Origin of the sequence: Mesorhizobium sp. M0751 (assembly GCF_040320265.1) — a bacterium.
Classification (GTDB): domain Bacteria; phylum Pseudomonadota; class Alphaproteobacteria; order Rhizobiales; family Rhizobiaceae; genus Mesorhizobium.
Genome location: NZ_JAMYPH010000007.1, coordinates 85,315 through 101,117, shown reverse-complemented (window position 1 = coordinate 101,117; position 15,803 = coordinate 85,315). Strand labels below are relative to the sequence as shown.

Annotated in this window: 19 protein-coding genes; 8 read left to right on the top strand and 11 right to left on the bottom strand. The window is 62.8% G+C overall.

All coding sequences use genetic code 11. The annotated features are described in order from the left end of the window. Positions 1 to 41 precede the first annotated feature (41 nt). Positions 42 to 986 carry a CHAD domain-containing protein gene (locus NKI19_RS13745; protein WP_352491176.1) on the bottom strand — a complete coding sequence of 315 codons (945 nt, stop codon included), beginning with the start codon at positions 984 to 986 and terminating at the stop codon, positions 42 to 44. Next, a complete protein-coding gene (locus tag NKI19_RS13740; protein WP_352491177.1) occupies positions 983 to 1,456 on the bottom strand; it encodes a CYTH domain-containing protein in 474 nt (157 codons plus the stop codon). The genes NKI19_RS13745 and NKI19_RS13740 overlap by 4 nt, the downstream gene beginning before the upstream one ends. An 88-nt stretch (positions 1,457 to 1,544) precedes the next feature. Between NKI19_RS13740 and NKI19_RS13735 the strand changes: the two genes are divergently transcribed. The 4 genes from NKI19_RS13735 to NKI19_RS13720 are packed head-to-tail and all read left to right on the top strand — an operon-like array spanning position 1,545 to position 5,273. Further along, positions 1,545 to 2,261 (top strand): CerR family C-terminal domain-containing protein, encoded by a 717-nt coding sequence (locus NKI19_RS13735; RefSeq protein WP_352491178.1) that lies wholly within the window; start codon positions 1,545 to 1,547, stop codon positions 2,259 to 2,261. After that, the gene (locus tag NKI19_RS13730) at positions 2,258 to 3,211 is read left to right on the top strand and encodes an HlyD family secretion protein (RefSeq protein WP_352491179.1); all 954 of its coding nucleotides are present in this window, start codon (positions 2,258 to 2,260) and stop codon (positions 3,209 to 3,211) included. The genes NKI19_RS13735 and NKI19_RS13730 overlap by 4 nt, the downstream gene beginning before the upstream one ends. Further along, a complete protein-coding gene (locus NKI19_RS13725) occupies positions 3,208 to 4,128 on the top strand; it encodes an ABC transporter ATP-binding protein (protein WP_352491180.1) in 921 nt (306 codons plus the stop codon). The genes NKI19_RS13730 and NKI19_RS13725 overlap by 4 nt, the downstream gene beginning before the upstream one ends. A gap of 8 nt (positions 4,129 to 4,136) precedes the next feature. Beyond that, positions 4,137 to 5,273, top strand: a complete 1,137-nt coding sequence (locus tag NKI19_RS13720; RefSeq protein WP_352491266.1) for an ABC transporter permease — start codon at positions 4,137 to 4,139, stop codon at positions 5,271 to 5,273. A 35-nt stretch (positions 5,274 to 5,308) separates the two neighbouring features. On the opposite strand, the gene NKI19_RS13715 is transcribed toward NKI19_RS13720, so the two are convergent. From NKI19_RS13715 to NKI19_RS13705, 3 genes are all read right to left on the bottom strand, one after another. Further along, entirely contained in the window at positions 5,309 to 5,962 is a 654-nt protein-coding gene (locus NKI19_RS13715; RefSeq protein WP_352491181.1) for a glutathione S-transferase family protein, read from the bottom strand. 91 nt (positions 5,963 to 6,053) lie between these two features. Further along, positions 6,054 to 7,031 (bottom strand): threonine/serine dehydratase family protein, encoded by a 978-nt coding sequence (locus tag NKI19_RS13710; protein ID WP_352565507.1) that lies wholly within the window; start codon positions 7,029 to 7,031, stop codon positions 6,054 to 6,056. Positions 7,032 to 7,234: 203 nt separating this feature from the next. Further along, complete coding sequence (locus tag NKI19_RS13705) at positions 7,235 to 7,552, bottom strand: hypothetical protein (protein WP_352491267.1); 318 nt, start codon at positions 7,550 to 7,552, stop codon at positions 7,235 to 7,237. Between the two features lie 182 nt (positions 7,553 to 7,734). Between NKI19_RS13705 and mbfA the strand changes: the two genes are divergently transcribed. Beyond that, positions 7,735 to 8,718: an iron exporter MbfA gene (gene mbfA / locus NKI19_RS13700; protein ID WP_352491183.1), complete on the top strand. Its 984-nt coding sequence runs from the start codon at positions 7,735 to 7,737 to the stop codon at positions 8,716 to 8,718. 6 nt (positions 8,719 to 8,724) lie between these two features. Here the strand turns inward: mbfA and NKI19_RS13695 are convergent, their stop codons facing one another. The 3 genes from NKI19_RS13695 to NKI19_RS13685 form a co-directional block, all read right to left on the bottom strand. Beyond that, complete coding sequence (locus tag NKI19_RS13695; RefSeq protein WP_352491184.1) at positions 8,725 to 9,069, bottom strand: antibiotic biosynthesis monooxygenase family protein; 345 nt, start codon at positions 9,067 to 9,069, stop codon at positions 8,725 to 8,727. Beyond that, on the bottom strand, positions 9,066 to 9,398 hold the full coding sequence (locus NKI19_RS13690; protein WP_023679000.1) for an NIPSNAP family protein: 333 nt from the start codon (positions 9,396 to 9,398) through the stop codon (positions 9,066 to 9,068). Before NKI19_RS13690 ends, NKI19_RS13695 begins: the two co-directional genes overlap by 4 nt. 96 nt (positions 9,399 to 9,494) lie before the next feature. After that, complete coding sequence (locus NKI19_RS13685; RefSeq protein ID WP_352491185.1) at positions 9,495 to 9,710, bottom strand: DUF1127 domain-containing protein; 216 nt, start codon at positions 9,708 to 9,710, stop codon at positions 9,495 to 9,497. A 69-nt stretch (positions 9,711 to 9,779) separates the two neighbouring features. Between NKI19_RS13685 and NKI19_RS13680 the strand changes: the two genes are divergently transcribed. Further along, positions 9,780 to 10,454, top strand: a complete 675-nt coding sequence (locus tag NKI19_RS13680) for an ArsR/SmtB family transcription factor (protein ID WP_352491186.1) — start codon at positions 9,780 to 9,782, stop codon at positions 10,452 to 10,454. Positions 10,455 to 10,574: 120 nt separating this feature from the next. On the opposite strand, the gene ligD is transcribed toward NKI19_RS13680, so the two are convergent. From ligD to NKI19_RS13665, 3 genes are all read right to left on the bottom strand, one after another. Continuing rightward, positions 10,575 to 13,076 carry a DNA ligase D gene (ligD, locus tag NKI19_RS13675; protein WP_352565509.1) on the bottom strand — a complete coding sequence of 834 codons (2,502 nt, stop codon included), beginning with the start codon at positions 13,074 to 13,076 and terminating at the stop codon, positions 10,575 to 10,577. Between the two features lie 9 nt (positions 13,077 to 13,085). Next, a complete protein-coding gene (gene ku, locus NKI19_RS13670) occupies positions 13,086 to 13,937 on the bottom strand; it encodes a non-homologous end joining protein Ku (RefSeq protein ID WP_352491188.1) in 852 nt (283 codons plus the stop codon). Positions 13,938 to 14,063: 126 nt separating this feature from the next. Continuing rightward, complete coding sequence (locus tag NKI19_RS13665; protein ID WP_352491189.1) at positions 14,064 to 14,570, bottom strand: YciE/YciF ferroxidase family protein; 507 nt, start codon at positions 14,568 to 14,570, stop codon at positions 14,064 to 14,066. A gap of 407 nt (positions 14,571 to 14,977) precedes the next feature. Here NKI19_RS13665 and NKI19_RS13660 point away from each other — a divergent pair, with 407 nt between their 5' ends. Together NKI19_RS13660 and NKI19_RS13655 are read left to right on the top strand one after the other, a co-directional pair. Continuing rightward, the gene (locus tag NKI19_RS13660; protein WP_352491190.1) at positions 14,978 to 15,124 is read left to right on the top strand and encodes a hypothetical protein; all 147 of its coding nucleotides are present in this window, start codon (positions 14,978 to 14,980) and stop codon (positions 15,122 to 15,124) included. A 257-nt stretch (positions 15,125 to 15,381) separates the two neighbouring features. Further along, complete coding sequence (locus tag NKI19_RS13655) at positions 15,382 to 15,762, top strand: thiol-disulfide oxidoreductase DCC family protein (protein WP_352491268.1); 381 nt, start codon at positions 15,382 to 15,384, stop codon at positions 15,760 to 15,762. The last annotated feature ends 41 nt before the right edge of the window (positions 15,763 to 15,803 follow it).

Here is a 15,803-nt window from a genome sequence, read left to right as displayed (position 1 = left end):
GCCAGACGGCGATTACCACAGGGCGGCAAATTAGACCATGATCAGCCCACGCTAGGCGCGCCGGCGTCTTCGTGCTGCGGTGCCGCTGTGAGATCGTCGCGCACCTTGCGGGCAAGCTTCCTCGTCGAGCGCTTCGGACTGTCGCCGAAAAGCCCGGCCGCCTCGGCGAGGCAGGTCTTTTTCAGGCTCTTTTCCGAGCGCTTCAGCAGCTTGGCAAGCAACCGCGTCTCCTCAGGGGGGCCGAGCGGCTGGTCCTCGGCATCGAGAAGCGCGCGCATAACGAACACATCGTGCAGTTCGCCAAGCCGCTCGCCCAATTCGTCGACGGCCTTGCGCCGCGTCTTGATCGGCGTTGGCCACAGCCTGCCGAGCAGCGACAGATGCATGCCATGCGTCTTGGCCGCCTTGCGCAGATCGTGAAAGTCATCGGCTTCGCCGCGCGAAGCCGCCTTGTCCAGCGCTTTCCTGGCGCGGCGCAGAGTAGTGCGCGCGCCTTCGGCAAGCACGTCGGCAGCCTGCTCCGGCTGGTCGGGCAGAGCGAGCTTGTCGATCCGGACGACACCTTCCTCGCAAGCGGCGATCGCCGCGCCTATCGCAGCCTCGAGGCCTGCTCCGCCATGCAGTTCATGCTGGCGCGCGACGAGCCTGTCACGCAGGGCATCAAGGCCGCCGGCACTTTGCTCGGGAAAGCTTGCCGCTAGCCGGTCGATTGTTTCGACCAGTGCAGTCGCCTCACGCGGGCCGGCAAGCAGGGCCGCTACCTGGCGGTAGCACTGGTTCTCGGTCACGCAGAATGTTTCGTCTCCGGAACGGACAAGGCGCAGCAAGGCGCGGACGTTCTTCAGCCGTTTGCGGCATTTGTGCAGCCCCTGTTCGGGCCTGTCACGCGCGGCGTCCAGAAGGACAAGCGCCTTGCCGATCTCCTCGGTAAGGATGCGCCTGACCTCGCCGGTCAGCGACATGCGCGGATCGATACGAAAGCTCATGCGACGATCTCCGGAATCCCCCCAAGGGCGAGCGACGCGTTGTAAAATCTCGGCTCGCCGGTGACCTCTCGGCCGAGCCAATCTGGCAGCATTTCGTCCGGTACATCCTCCGGCGTCTCGAGCTCGGCGATCACCAACCCCGCAAGCGTCCCGCCGAAGACATCGACTTCGTAGCGATAGCCGCGGTGTCTAACATGGTGGCGTGTCTTCTCGATGACATGTCCGATGGCAAAGGCCTGCATCTCCTGCGCCTCCGCCAAAGGCACCGGATATTCGAATTCATCGCGCTCGCGTGCCTGGCTGCCGAACTTGAGCGTCAGCTTGGCGGCGGCGTCATCGCTGATGCGCATACGCACCGTGCGGCTGGGTTCGGCGACAAGATAGAATTGACGGATATGAATGTCCGCCTCGACCATCGCCCGCCATTCTTCACCTGCGACCAGGAATTTACGCTCGATTTCCTTGCCCATAGCCAGGCACTAAAGCGCCCACAGCCAGAGTTGGCAAGTCGCTTGACCGCACTTGACTTTAATCATTCGATTGATTAAATTATCGGCCATGATCAAATCGTCCAGCGCCAGCGGCCTTCCTCATGAGGCGCCCAAGACCGCCGCAGATATGACGCGGACGGCACTCGTGCACGCGGCGCTAAAGCTGTTCGGACGGCAGGGTTTCGACGGCACATCGACGCGCCAGATCGCGGCTGAGGCCAAGGCCAATATCGGCTCGATCGCCTATCATTTCGGCGGCAAGGAAGGGCTCCGCAACGCTGCGGCCGACTACATCGTCGACACCATCCAGACCGTTGCCGGCCAGGCGATCGGCAATCTGCAAGCGCCGGCCGCGGCATTGGCGGACACCGAGGCCGCGCGGGCACATTTAGCCGTTGCACTGGAGCGGATGGTGGCCTTCATCGCGGCAAGGCCGGAAGCCGGCGAGATTGTGCAGTTCGTCCTGCGTGAGCTGTCGCATCCAACCGCCGCGCTCGACCGTATCTATGATGGCGTGTTCGAACCGGCGCATCACCGGCTCTGCCTGATCTGGGAACAGGCGACGGGCGAGCCGGCCGAGAGCGAGCGCACAAAACTCACCGTATTCACGCTGATCGGCCAGGTCGTCTATTTCCGCATCGGCCGCGAGGCGGTTATGCGCCGGATGGGCTGGCGCGAGATCGGCGATGACGAGGCCGGCAGGATCGCGGCAACAGTAACCGACAATCTCAGTGCGATTTTAGCTCGGCGCGATTTGGCTGTACGGAAGGATCGTGGATCATGAGCCTGCTCTGTTCTTTGCCGCTTGCCGCCCAGCTTTTCAGCGCCTGCGCGCCGGCAGCACCGCTCGCCGTCGGCTACGTCGAGGGCGATTATGTGCTGCTGGCACCGATCGAGGTGGCGCAGGTCGAGACGATTGCGGTCAAGCGCGGCGACCGCGTCGCGCCCGGCACGCCGGTGGTGACGCTGGAAAACGCCGACGCCAAGATCGCCATCGCACAAGCCGAGGCGGCCCTCGCGCAGGCCCAGGCGCAACTCGCCGACCTGCAGGTCGGTAAGCGGCCGGAAGAGATCGCGGTGCTCAAGGCGCAGGTCGACATGGCCAAGGCGCAAGCCGCCGACGCCAAGCGCCGATACATCCGCGCCAGTGATCTGTTCAAACGCGGCACCGGCACACAGGCCGACTACGACACGGCTTCCGCGACGCTGGAGACGGCCAACGCGCAGGTCGGCCAGGCGGAGGCCAATCTCGCCGTCGGCGGCCTGCCGGCACGGCCCGAGACGATCAAGGCCGCCGACAATCAGGTGAGGCAGGCGCGATCGGCGCTGGAGCAAGCGCAATGGCGGCTGTCGAAGCGCGTGCTGACGGCGCCCTCGCCCGGCCGGGTCAACGATGTCATCCGCTATCCGGGCGACACGGCCGGGCCGACCGCGCCGGTCATCTCCATACTGCCGGACGGCGCGGTGAAGCTCAGCGTCTATGTGCCGGAAAGCGCGTTCTCGTCGGTCGAGATCGGCACGCTGCTCAACGTCCATTGCGACGGTTGCGGATCGGGCGTGAAGGCTCGCGTCAGCTACGTGTCGCCGGATCCGGAATTCACGCCGCCGGTGATCTACTCGCTCGAGACCCGGCAAAAGCTGGTCTATCTGGTCGAAGCGCGGCCGGAGGGCGACGCCAGCGCATTGCAGCCCGGCCAGATCGTCGACGTCGATCTGGCGGACATCGGAAAATGAACGTCATCGACGTGCATGGCCTGGTCAAACGCTTCGGCGACAAGACCGTCGTCGACCATGTGACGATGACGGTGGCCGAGGGCGAGATCGTCGGCTTCCTCGGGCCGAACGGCTCAGGCAAGACGACGACCATCCGCATCATGTGCGGCTTGCTGACGCCGGATGAGGGTGAAGGCACGGTTCTGGGCTTCGACATCCGCACCGACAGCCTGCGGATCAAACGCGAAGTCGGCTACATGACGCAGAGATTCTCGTTCTACGAAGACCTGACGATCGGCGAGAATCTCGAATTCGTGGCACGGCTGTACCGGTTGAAGCCGCTCGATGAGCATGTGGCTAAGACGCTTGAGGAGCTTGGCCTGACGTCGCGCAGAAACCAGCTGGCCGGCACCTTGTCCGGCGGCTGGAAGCAGCGGCTGGCGCTGGCCGCCTGCATCATGCACAAGCCGAAACTGCTGCTACTCGACGAACCGACGGCTGGCGTCGACCCGAAGGCCAGACGCGAATTCTGGGACGAGATCCACCGGCTGGCGAGCGGCGGGCTGACCGTGCTGGTCTCCACCCATTACATGGATGAGGCCGAGCGCTGCCATCGCATCAGCTACATCTCCTATGGCAAGATGCTGGCTACCGGCACGGTCGAGGACGTGGTGAGGAACGCCGGGCTGACCACCTTCGTCCTGCAAGGGCCGCAGCTCGATCAGGTCGCTGCCGCACTTCATGGCCGCCGCGGCGTCGACCAGGTGGCGCCGTTCGGCGCGACGCTGCATGTCGTCGGCTCCGACAGGACGGCACTTCAGGCAGCGCTCGCCGACGTCGAGAAGGAACACAAGGGCGTCAGGGTCTCGCCCGGCGAGACCAGCCTGGAGGATGTGTTCATCCAGTTCATGTCCGGTTCGAAGGACAACATGGGATGAAAAACGGGATAAACAGCATCTTTTCCTTCGCCAGGCTGGGCGCGCTGCTGATCAAGGAGTTCATCCAGATGCGGCGCGACCGCATCACCTTCGCCATGATGCTCGGCGTGCCGCTGATGCAGCTGGTGCTGTTCGGCTATGCCATCAACAACGACCCGAAGAGCCTGCCGGCAGCGCTGGTGGTGATGAGCAGCGATCCTTACACGCGAGCCATGGTTTCGGCGCTGCAGACCACCGGCTATTACCGCTTCGATCATGTCGCGCAAAGTGCCGCCGAAGCCGAATTCCTGATGGCGCGCGGCGACGTCGCCTTCGTCGTCACCATTCCCGCCGATTTTGCCCGACGGGTCGAGCGCGGCGATAGTCCGCAGATCCTGATCGAGGCGGATGCGACCGACCCGGCCGTCGCCAGCGGCGCCATCTCGACGCTCGGCACCGTTGCCAACCAGGCGCTGCTCAGGGCACGCGGCATGCAGGAGACGGCGGCCGAAGCTGCCCGGGGCCAGCTTCAGGTGGTGGTGCACCGGCGCTACAATCCGGAAGCCGTCTCGCAATACAACATCGTGCCCGGCCTGCTCGGCGTCATCCTGCAGATGACGATGGTGATGATGACCTCGATCGCGCTGACGCGCGAGACCGAGCGCGGCACGATGGAGAACCTTCTGGCGATGCCGTCCAGCCCGCTCGAGATTATGCTGGGCAAGGTGCTGCCCTATCTGGCGGTCGGCGCCGTGCAGGTGCTGGTGGTGCTGGCGGCGTCGAAGCTTCTGTTTGCCATCCCCTTCACCGGATCGATGTCGCTGCTGTTGACGGCCGTCCTGATCTTCGTGCTAGCGCTGGTGCTGCTCGGCTACACGATCTCGACGATCGCCCGCACGCAGATGCAGGCACTGCAGCTCACCTTCTTCTTCTTCCTGCCGTCGATCATGCTGTCGGGCTTCATGTTCCCCTATCGCGGCATGCCGGACTGGGCGCAGATTTTCGGCGAGGTGCTGCCGCTGACGCATTTCCTGCGCATCATCCGCGCGGTGATGCTGAAGGGCGCCGAGCTGCCGGCGGTGGCAACGGAAATCGGTTGGCTGGTGGTGTTCGTGGCGCTGTTCGCCGGCATTGCGCTGGTGCGGTTCCGCCGGACGCTGGATTAGGGTCAACGCAATCAGCTTGCGCAAATGATCGAGATTCACACGGTCTTGGCCTGGCCCGGGACCGGTGTCAGTTCGGGTGCACTGAGCCCTTCGAAGGGATCGCGCCAGGCGTCGATTTCTTCAAGCTGCCGATACCAGCGGCCGACAGAAGGATAATCATCAAGAGGCAATCGGGCGACGTCGTTGAAGGGCAGAAACGTCGCCATTCGAAAGTCGGCATAGGAAACCGAATTTCCGACCAGCCAGTCTCGCTCGGAAAGCTCGGCATCAAGTATTGCGGCGGCGGTGCTGAAGTCGCTCAGGCCCTCCTCAACCCGCGCCTGATCGATCGGGCCGATCCCATAGCGCTGTTTGGTTCCGCGTTCGAAATGCACGACGTCGCAGGCTCTTGCGAAGTTCTCTTTCCCCCAACTCAGCCATCGGATCATCTCGGGCTCGTCGTCGCCGGTGCGCCAGAAATGCGAATGCATGTCGCGTGAAAGCCGGCAGGCTATGGCGTCGGCCTCCCAGAGGCTTTTTCCCAGGCCTACGAGAATGGGCAATGAGAGATTTGGATTGAGCGGCCGAAAGCGCTCGGCCTGCCCCGGAGCAAAGGGAGAGGCGAATTCGAACTCGACCTTGGCTTTAAGATACCGTGCCACCGCGACCGCGAGGCGAGGATTGGGATTGCGGCTGAAGAACAGTTTCATCGATCTCAGTCTTTCAAGAGTACCGGTTCGACTAACGCAACGGAGGCTCGAGCGCCTCGAACCGGCACATCACCTGGAATTGGTTGCTATCTTAGCCGGCAGCAATGATCTCGGCATAGGTGCTGAGATCGACATTGCCGCCGGAGAGCACCACGGCAATGGATTTCCCGGCAAGGTCGATCTCGCCTGACGACAGCGCGGCCAGGCCGACGCAACCGCCAGGTTCGACCACCAGCTTCAGGCAAGCCATCGCATCGCGCATCGCCTGTGCTACCGCCTTGTCGGAAACGGCGATGGCGCCGGCGAGGTTCTTGCGGTTGATCTCGAAAGTGATCGCGCCCGGCTCGGCGACGAGAAGGGCATCGCAGATCGAAGTATGGCCGGGCGCGTTCAACACCCTGGCGCCTTTGATCAGCGAGCGGCGTGTGTCGTCGAAATGCTCGGGTTCCACCGCCCAGACGGCGGTGCCCGGCGAGGCGTCCTTGACCGCGATCGAAATGCCGCTGCTCAACCCGCCACCGCCGCAGGGAACCACTACCGCATCGAGGCTGACGCCAAGCGCTCTTGCCTGGCGCATCAATTCGAGGCCGATCGTGCCCTGGCCGGCGATGATGGCCGGATCGTCGTAGGGCGGCACCAGGACCATGCCCTTTTCCACGTAAGAACGGACGACGGCAGTGCGATCGTCGCGGACCCGGTCGAAGGTGATCACTTCCGCGCCCATCTTCCTGACATTGCCGACTTTCATCGCCGGCGCATCGGTGGGCATGGCGATGACGGCCTTGACGCCGAACATCGCCGCCGCGGCGGCAACGCCTTGCGCGTGATTGCCCGACGAGAAGGCGACGACGCCGCGGGCGCGTTCTTCCGCCGAGAGCGAGGAGAGCTTGTTGTAAGCGCCGCGGAACTTGAACGAGCCGGTGCGCTGCAACGTCTCCGGCTTGAACAGGATCCTGGCGCCGAAGCGCCTGTTCAGCTCCGGCGATTCGATCAGCGGCGTTTCGACGATCAGTCCGGACAACCGCACTGCTGCGCTGTGAATATCGGCGATGCCGGGAGGGGTGGTCATGGCTAGGTCCTGCAAGAGATGAGACCGCCTATGTGCACGGAATGGGAGGCGGCGCACCAATGAAAAAATGTGACCGTTACAATTCGTCTTTGGAGGCAGGAGTGGGGCGTGACCGTCCCCACCGCCTCCTCGGCCCTCCGCCATGCATTCGGTCGCTTCAATCGACAAATCGTTGCCGATTGATCGGCATAGCCTGCCGCTCCTCACCCCAACAGCGTCTTTTGCCGTTTGGGACCGCCCATCTTGCGCCAGGTGTTGAAGCGGTGGGTGGCGGCGGCGAATGAGATCTTCATCTGTTGGGCGACCGAATAGCGCGACTTGCCCTCGTCGAACAGCCGGTAGCAGCACTCGACGCCCTCCTCGGTCAACTTGCCGTCGGGAGCCTTGTTGTGCGGATTGGCGGGATCGAATTTTTCGACCTGCTGCTCGACCAGGCCTTTCAGGCGCTGCAGATCCGTCTCAATATTAGCGATCAGGTCGAGAACCGGTTTGGGATCAAACGGCTGCTGTTTTTCCGGCATCTGCGGGCTCCCTTCTCTTGGTTGAGGTTCGGTTATATAAGTGAACGTTTGCCGATAGTAAACGGCGACCTGTTCGGGGATTTTGAAGCCTGAACCTTTTGAGTATAAGCGGAGCGCACACGATTGACCGGCGACGTGCGAGGTCATAGTTTAGAACCATTCTAAACTAGGGTGAATTTCTCATGCTTTCCCGCGTTTTCGGCATCGGCCGCCGTCCCTTTGAATCGCTCTCGGAACAGGAGATCCTGGCGCTCGCCATCTCCTCCGAAGAGGATGACGGGCGCATCTATCGCGCCTATGCCGACGGGCTGGCGGAGAGCTTTCCGCAATCGGCCAAGGTGTTCGAGGAGATGGCGGAGGAGGAGGACGGCCATCGCGATTCGCTGATCGAGCTTTACCGCAAGCGTTTCGGCGAGCGCATACCGCTGATCCGGCGCGAACATGTGAAGGGCTATTACGAGCGCAAGCCGGACTGGCTGGTGAGGCCGCTCGGCATCGATCATGTGCGCAGCCAAGCCGAGGCCATGGAGCGGCAGGCCTACCTGTTCTACATCGAGGCGGCCAAACGCACAGGCGATGCGTCGACGCGAAAGCTGCTCGACGACCTGGCGATCGCAGAACAGGGCCACGAGACACTAGCGCAGCGGCTGGAGCAAAAGCATGTGCCGGGCGCGGTCAAGGACGAAGAGGCGGCAGCCGAGCAGCGCCAGTTCATCCTGACCTATGTGCAGCCGGGGCTGGCCGGGCTGATGGATGGCTCGGTGTCGACGCTGGCGCCGATCTTTGCCGCCGCCTTTGCCACGCATGATACGTTCCAGACCTTTCTGGTCGGGCTTGCCGCCTCGATCGGCGCTGGCATCTCGATGGGTTTCACCGAGGTGGCTTCCGACGACGGCAAATTATCGGGCCGCGGCTCGCCGGCAAAACGCGGGCTGACCGTCGGCGTCATGACGACGCTGGGCGGGCTCGGCCATGCGCTGCCCTATCTCATCCCGCTTTTCTGGACGGCGACCATTGTCGCCGCCGTGGTGGTTTTCTTCGAGCTGTGGGCGATCGCCTTCGTGCAGAACCGCTACATGCAGACGCCATTCTGGCGCGCTGCCTTCCAGGTGGTGCTGGGTGGCGCGCTGGTGTTTGCGGCAGGGGTGCTGATCGGGAATGCCTAACAGTCCTTAACCATTTACCACCCGGCTATCTGCTGGCGCCTCGGCGCGTTCGGTCAGGCCGTAATCACGCACGACATGGGCGATGCGTAAACGATAGTCCGCAAAGATACCGCCGCGCCCGGCCTTCTGCGCCTGCCGATGTTCCTGCGTGTTGCGCCAGGCCTTCACCGCGTCCTCGTCGCGCCAGAAGGACAGCGACAGGATGCGGTTCGGATCGGCAAGGCTCTGGAAGCGCTCGATCGACAGGAAACCGTCGATGCCGTCGAGCAGTGGGCGCAGGTCGGCGGCGATGCCGAGATAGGCATCGCGCATGCCCGCCGCCGGCTCGACCTCGAAGATGACGGCGATCATGGCTTCACCAAAGGAGCATGCGGCCCGGAGGCCAGCTTGAGGAAGATGCGGTCCTCCTTCAGGATGAATTTTTCCCGGCGGGCGAACTCGTAATTCGCCTTGCCGGCGGGATCGGCGGCGAGCCGGGCGCGGTAGGCTTCGTAGGCCGCAAGACTGTCGATGTTGTAGGCGGCATAAGCCGTAGTGGCCGAGCCTTCGTGTGGCGCGAAATAGCCGATCAGATCCGCGCCGCAGCGCGGGATCGCCTGCCCCCAATTGCGGGCATATTCCTCGAACGCCGCCTTGCCGAACGGATCGATCTCGTAGCGGATGAAGCAGGTTATGGTCATTTTCGCCTCCTTGGCGGTGGATGTTTTCTTGCGGTCACAGTTCGAGCCGGATCGAAACGTTCCGAAGATCGATATGCTAGGCAAATCCCTCGCCGATCATGCCTGCCAGAACGATTTCGCGCATTCGCGGCGGACGTCTTCAGGTGTCAGGCCAAGGTCACGCAGCAGATGATCGTCGATCTCGGCAAGGTCGAGACGCTGCAAATGACGGTCGTGCCACCGCTTCAGGAGCCGCAGCCGCAAGCGGCGCAAGACAATGAACGGGAACGGCCGGCGAGCAGGCGCGGCGCTGAGAATGGCCCTTGCAGGCATCGTCGTCTCCTTGATTTGCATCGAGACTAATGCTTTATCTGACGAGGATGCTTCGATGAGGAACGAACTATGCGCGAAGGACCTGACATAGCCCGCATTGCCAGCCTGGTGGGCGATCCGGCGCGGGCAAACATGCTGTCCGCACTGATGGGCGGAACGGCACTGACGGCGAGCGAACTGGCGCTCGAAGCCGGCGTGTCGCTGCCGACGGCGAGTTCCCATCTGTCGAAGCTGATGGAAGGCGGGCTGCTGACGCTGGCGAGCCAGGGACGGCACCGCTATTACGGCCTCGCCGGTCCGCAGGTGGCAGGAATGATCGAAGCCATCACCGGCGTTGCCGCCGCGGTCGGGCCGCAGAGGGTGCGACCCGGCCCTCGCGACGCGGCGATGCGCGTGGCGCGGGTCTGCTACGACCACCTCGCCGGCGAGCAGGCGGTGGCGATGCTGGACCGTCTTGTCGCTCGACAAGTGCTCCTGCGCGATGACGAGGAGATTCAGCTTGGGCCGTCGGCCGCCTCGCATTTCGCCGCGATCGGCATCGACATCCATACCAAAGCGCGGCGACCGGTGTGCCGGGCCTGCCTCGACTGGAGCGTGCGGCGTTCGCACCTTGCCGGCACGCTGGGCGCCGCCATTCTCGACAAGATCCTCGCCGAAAAATGGGCGCGGCGCGAGAAGGACAGCCGTGCCGTGATCTTTTCACCGGTAGGCAAGCAGGCCTTCGAGAAGACGTTTCTCGCCTGACAGATCGCTTCGACGCGCTAGAACGCGTTCATCGTTTCACAAACGCTGAACCGCTCTAGCTTTTTTGTTTTGACGCATGTCGTTATCGCAAAACCGCTGCACACTTTTGCGCAACATGCACTAGCCGCGCTTGAGGGGCTTGGCCTGCTTGAAAAAATCCTCCCAGGGATCGGCTTGCCCGAGCCGCTTTAGCGTCGTCTTGTCGCCGATCGGAAAGGCGTTCGGCGGCAATCCGGCCTCGATTTCCGCCCAGGTCACCGGCATCGATACCGTGGCGCCTTTTTTGGCGCGCGACGAATAGGGGGCGACGGTGGTGGCGCCGCGGCCATTGCGCAGATAATCGACGAAAATCTTGCCCGTGCGCGCCTTCTTCGACAGCGTCGCCGTGTAGCGGTCGGGTGCCGCCTGTTCGAGCGCTCGGGCGAACTCATGGGCGAAGCCTTTGACCTCGTCCCAGTCCGCCGACGGCTTCAGCGGGACGAGGACATGATAGCCCTTGCCGCCCGAGGTCTTGACGAAATTCGGCAGGGACAGTTCGTCGAGCCGGCTGCGGATATCGAGCGCCGCGGCACGCACCGCCTTCACGTCGACACCCTCGTCGGGATCGAGATCGAAGATGATCTGGTCGGGTTTTTCCAGCTCGTCCGTGGTCGAGCCCCAGATGTGGATCTCGACGACGCCGAGCTGCACCAGGGCCACGACACCGTCGAAATCGCGGATGAACAATATCTCCTCGCCGTCGGTGGGATCCTTCATCACGGCGATCTTGTCGTGCATGCCGGCCGAGGCATGTTTTTGGAAGAACCGTTGGCCGCCAACGCCGTCCGGCGCCCGCACGAGGCTGAGCGGCCGGTTGATGACGAATTGCTTCATGCGCGGCCAGACCAGCGCGTAGTGATCGACCAGATCCTGCTTCGATACGTTCTCCTCGGGCCACAGAAGCTTGTCGGGGCGGGACAGCGTAACCGAGGTTTTCGCCGCGCCTGCGGCTTTGGCGGGCTTTGGCGTCGGCTCTGCCGTGGCTGAGCGTGCTTTCGGTTTCTCCTGCACGACTTCCTCCGCCGGCTTGTCCTCGCGCAATCCCTGGAACGAGGCGTGGCGTATTATACGGTCCGACGTCCAACTGCGAAACTCCACTTCGCCGACAAGTTCGGGCTTGACCCAGACCAGCCCCTTGCCCCTTGGCACCGCCCTGTCGAAAGGCGAGGTTGTCGTCTTCAGCGCATCAAGCCTCTTCTTCAGCTCGTTGGTGCTTTTGGTCGTGAAGCCGGTGCCGACGCGGCCGGCATAGCGCAGCTTGCCGCCCTCGTGGTAGCCGACCAGCAGCGAGCGCAGGCCGCGCCCGGTCTTGTCCGACGGCATGTATCCACCGATGACGAATTCCTGGCGCGCCGTGCATTTCGACTTAACCCACGAGGGAACACGGCCGCTGCGGTAGGGCGCATCGGCGCGCTTGGAGACAACGCCTTCGAGGCCCAGGCGGCAAGCGTGCTCCAGCATGATCTTGCCAGGCTCGGCAAAGTGGTCGCTGAAGCGCACGGCCTGATCCTCGGCCTGTCCGGCGAGCAAAGTGCGCAGCCTTTCCTTGCGCTCCACCAGCGGCTCGGAACGGATATCCTCACCGTTGAGACGCAACAGGTCGAAGACATAGTAGATGAAACGGTCCGTACGGCCCGCCGACAGATCTTGCTGAAGCAGCGAGAAGGACGACACGCCATTATCCGCCAGCACGACGATTTCGCCGTCGATGATCGCATCGGTGCATTTCAGGCCGCCAAGTGCCGCGACAATTGCGCCCCCGAATTTGTCGGTCCAGTCGAGGCCAGCGCGTGTCAAAAGCCGCACCTCGGTGCCGACAAGCTGGGCCTGCATGCGATAGCCGTCGAACTTCACCTCATGCAGCCAGTCCTTGCCGGGCGGAGCGTCTCGCTCCAGCGTTGCGAGCGCCGGTTCGATGAATTCGAGCCGCCTGGCCGCGACAGCCTTCGCTTTGCTGGCGGCCGGCCTGTCGGACTGCCAGACGCCTGGCTTCTTGCCGTCGGCGGTCTTGCCTTCGCCGACCTCCTCGATGGTCAGCCCGGATTTCACCGATTGCGGCGCCTCCTGCAAAATGTCCTCGCCCGGACGCGCGGCGGCATCGTCGGATTTGATCAGCAACCAGTTGTCACGCTTTTCGCCCGGACGCGGCTTCAGCCGCACCAGATGCCAGGCGCCATGCAATTTGTGGCCATGCAGTTCGAAACTGATATGGCCTTTCTTCATCGCCTTTGCCGGGTCGCCATCGGGGACCCAAGTTCCCTCGTCCCAGACAATGACCGAACCCCCGCCATATTGGTCCTTCGGGATAGTGCCTTCAAACGGCGCATAGTCGATCGGGTGGTCCTCGACATGCACGGCGAGCCGCTTTTCGTGCGGGTCGAGGCTCGGGCCTCGCGTCACCGCCCAGCTCCACAGCACGCCGCCATGCTCGAGGCGAAGGTCGTAGTGAAGCCTGGTGGCGGCATGCTTGTGGATGACGAAAATGCCACCCGGCTCGGCTTTCTTGCCGCGCGAAACTTTGCCGGCCGGCTCGGCCGTCTTCTTGAAATTGCGCTTGGCGTGATACTGCTCGAGGCTGGCCATGGTCTGATCCTAAGCAGATTTGCGCCGAGCAGCTTTGGACTTGGCGCCCTTTGCCGGGCGTCCGGTCTTTGCCGGCGCACCGGCTTCCGACGAAAGGCTCTTCCTCAGTGCATCGAAGAGATTGACGACGTTGGAGGGCCGTGGTTCCGCCTTTGTCTTCGGTGCCTTCTTGCCGGCCTTCTTGGCGCGGACCAGCTCGATCAGGGCGTTTTCGTATTTGTCCTCGAATTCGGAAGGATCGAACTTCGCCTGTTTCTCATCGACGATGTGTTCGGCCAGTCTGATCATCTCGGCGTCGGTCTTCACCGGCTTGATGTCGCCGAACACCATCTCGGGCCTGCGAACCGTATCGCCATAGCGCAGCGTCGTCAGCAGCAGACCCTTGCCCAATGGCTCGATGACCACCGGACGTTCGCGGCGATAGAGCACAATGCGGGCTAGCCCCGCCGTCTTCTTGGCGGCCATGGCGTCGCGGATGACGGCGAAGGCCTCTTCCGAGACCTCGTCAGCCGGCGTCACATAATAGGGCGTATCGAGATAGATCTGCTGGATCGAGGATTTTTCGATGAACCCATCGAGGCTCATCGTGTGCGAGGATTCGATCTGCACGGCTTCGATCTCCTCCTCCTCGATTTGGACGAAGTCGCCGTCGCCGACCTCATAGCCCTTGATCTCGTCGCCTTCATCGAGCGGCTTGCCGCTTGCCGAATCGACATAGACGCGCCTGACGGTATTGCCGGTCTTGCGGTTGAGCACGCGGAACGAGACTTTCTCGGCCTGGGTGACGACATTGGTCAGTTCGACGGCGCAAGTGACCAGCGAAAGCTTGAGATACCCTCTCCAGGCGGGGCGCGGCGCCATGACAAACTCCCTGCGCGACAACGTTCAACCGAGAACGGGCAAAACCCGTTCCGGTTCCGGCGGCGCAAAAGGCAAGTCCGGGCTTTCGGCCCAGCCTTGCCTTGAACTCAATTCTCTATCGCTGCCCTACTCGGCGGCTTGCAGGTTGATCTTGCTTTCCGCCATCTCGGTAAGCTTGCGGTCGGTCGCCTGTTCCTCCTTGAGATTGTTGGCCAGCACATTGGCGCAGTCGCTGCGGCCCAGTTGCTTGGCCCAGGCAATCAAGGTGCCGTAACGGGTCATTTCATAGTGCTCGACCGCCTGGGCCGAAGCGATCAGCGCAGCGTCGAGGACCTCCTTGTCGGCGATGTCGCCGCTGACGTCGTCGGCCTCTTCGAGAATGCCGTCGATGGCCGGGCAGTCGACCTGCTTGGCCTTCACACCGTGCAGTTCGAACACCTGCTCGACACGCTGGATATGACCCTTGGTCTGGGTGAGATGTTTCTCGAAGCCGGCTTTCAGCTGCGGATCACTCGCCTTGTCGATCATCTTCGGCAGCGATTTCTCGATCTGTTTTTCAGCGTAGTAAATGTCGCGCAGCGTGTGCACGAACAGGTCGTCGAGTGTTTTGATATCCTTCGAAAAGAAGCCCATGGCCTTTGCCTTTCCATTGCTCTTGCAGTTTCGGATTTTTGGCTGCGGCCTAACCCGAGCACCACAGCCTGCGGAACCGGTTCGTCCCGGCACTGGGAAATCAACGTGCGGCTGACGGGCGGGTTCCTGGTTTTCCGGCCGCGTGCACGGAAATTCCGCGGTCCAGCAAAAACCTGAAACAAAACCGCGCCTCTGCGACATTCAGGCGAAACACATGTGATGCAAAAGTCACACTGGACGAAATGCCGACAGACTGCATGGAAACACCGCGAATCAGCCGCATTCCAGCCATGAACAAAGGCATTTTCGACCAGAGATTAACATCGCGTTCACCGACTATTCACGCCTGGACGCTATGATCCCCGCAATTCGGAAGGGACATCCGAAACGGGACAGGGACCGAGTAAATGAGCTTCTGGAATCAAATCGCCGGCTATGCCGCCGCCATCCGCGAATTCGTCGCGCCGACCTATCGACCCGAGCGCTATTACATGCGCGGCCCAGGCCCCGCCTGCGCGCGCCGTGGCAACACGCTTGGGATCGGCGTGCACTGATGATGAGCATGGAGAGCCGTCACGACAGCCGTATCTGCCGGCCTGACGCCGACAATCGGTCGACGACCTATCGCGCCGAGCGCCCTGTGCTGACCGACAGACGGCGTGCGACACCGCCAAGCCTCTAGCATTCCGGGCCTTGATCCAGCCGCCGGCAGGCCTAGTGTCGCCTGACACCAGCTGCCGGGCGCCCCGTGATCATCAAGCCTAACCATTCTCCTGAGCCGCCAGAATTCGAATCGAGTCGCCCGTTGATCGTGTTCGACGGTATTTGCGTGTTGTGCTCGGGCTTTGTGCGCATGGTGGTGAAGCTCGACCGCAAGGGCCGCTTCCATTTCGTAACGGCGCAGTCGCGCTTTGGCGAAATGCTGTTCAAGAAATACGGGCTGCGGACGGATCGCTACGAGACCAATCTCGTCATCGTCGATGGCGCCGCTTTCACCCGCCTGGACAGTTTCGTTGCCGTCATGGCCGAACTCGGCTGGCCGTGGCGGGCGGCGCGGATCCTGCTGCTGTTGCCGCGCCCGCTTCGCGACTGGCTCTACGACCGCATCGCAAAGAACCGCTACGCCCTGTTCGGCAAGAAGGACAATTGTGAAATCCCTTCCGCCGAGGTGAGGGCAAGATTGATCGGCTAGGTTCGTTGCCGTGGCCGGGCGTAGCGAGCGGCGCTGGGCAT

Coding starts and splice junctions, on each gene's coding strand:
- NKI19_RS13685 (WP_352491185.1), bottom strand. CDS start 9,710: ATGCCTGCAAGGGCCATTCTCAGCGCCGCGCCTGCTCGCCGGCCGTTC.
- NKI19_RS13690 (WP_023679000.1), bottom strand. CDS start 9,398: ATGACCATAACCTGCTTCATCCGCTACGAGATCGATCCGTTCGGCAAG.
- ligD (WP_352565509.1), bottom strand. CDS start 13,076: ATGGCCAGCCTCGAGCAGTATCACGCCAAGCGCAATTTCAAGAAGACG.
- NKI19_RS13730 (WP_352491179.1), top strand. CDS start 2,258: ATGAGCCTGCTCTGTTCTTTGCCGCTTGCCGCCCAGCTTTTCAGCGCC.
- NKI19_RS13660 (WP_352491190.1), top strand. CDS start 14,978: ATGAGCTTCTGGAATCAAATCGCCGGCTATGCCGCCGCCATCCGCGAA.
- mbfA (WP_352491183.1), top strand. CDS start 7,735: ATGCTTTCCCGCGTTTTCGGCATCGGCCGCCGTCCCTTTGAATCGCTC.
- NKI19_RS13745 (WP_352491176.1), bottom strand. CDS start 986: ATGAGCTTTCGTATCGATCCGCGCATGTCGCTGACCGGCGAGGTCAGG.
- NKI19_RS13710 (WP_352565507.1), bottom strand. CDS start 7,031: ATGACCACCCCTCCCGGCATCGCCGATATTCACAGCGCAGCAGTGCGG.
- NKI19_RS13725 (WP_352491180.1), top strand. CDS start 3,208: ATGAACGTCATCGACGTGCATGGCCTGGTCAAACGCTTCGGCGACAAG.
- NKI19_RS13680 (WP_352491186.1), top strand. CDS start 9,780: ATGCGCGAAGGACCTGACATAGCCCGCATTGCCAGCCTGGTGGGCGAT.
- NKI19_RS13735 (WP_352491178.1), top strand. CDS start 1,545: ATGATCAAATCGTCCAGCGCCAGCGGCCTTCCTCATGAGGCGCCCAAG.
- NKI19_RS13705 (WP_352491267.1), bottom strand. CDS start 7,552: ATGCCGGAAAAACAGCAGCCGTTTGATCCCAAACCGGTTCTCGACCTG.
- NKI19_RS13740 (WP_352491177.1), bottom strand. CDS start 1,456: ATGGGCAAGGAAATCGAGCGTAAATTCCTGGTCGCAGGTGAAGAATGG.
- NKI19_RS13695 (WP_352491184.1), bottom strand. CDS start 9,069: ATGATCGCCGTCATCTTCGAGGTCGAGCCGGCGGCGGGCATGCGCGAT.
- NKI19_RS13665 (WP_352491189.1), bottom strand. CDS start 14,570: ATGGGCTTCTTTTCGAAGGATATCAAAACACTCGACGACCTGTTCGTG.
- NKI19_RS13715 (WP_352491181.1), bottom strand. CDS start 5,962: ATGAAACTGTTCTTCAGCCGCAATCCCAATCCTCGCCTCGCGGTCGCG.
- ku (WP_352491188.1), bottom strand. CDS start 13,937: ATGGCGCCGCGCCCCGCCTGGAGAGGGTATCTCAAGCTTTCGCTGGTC.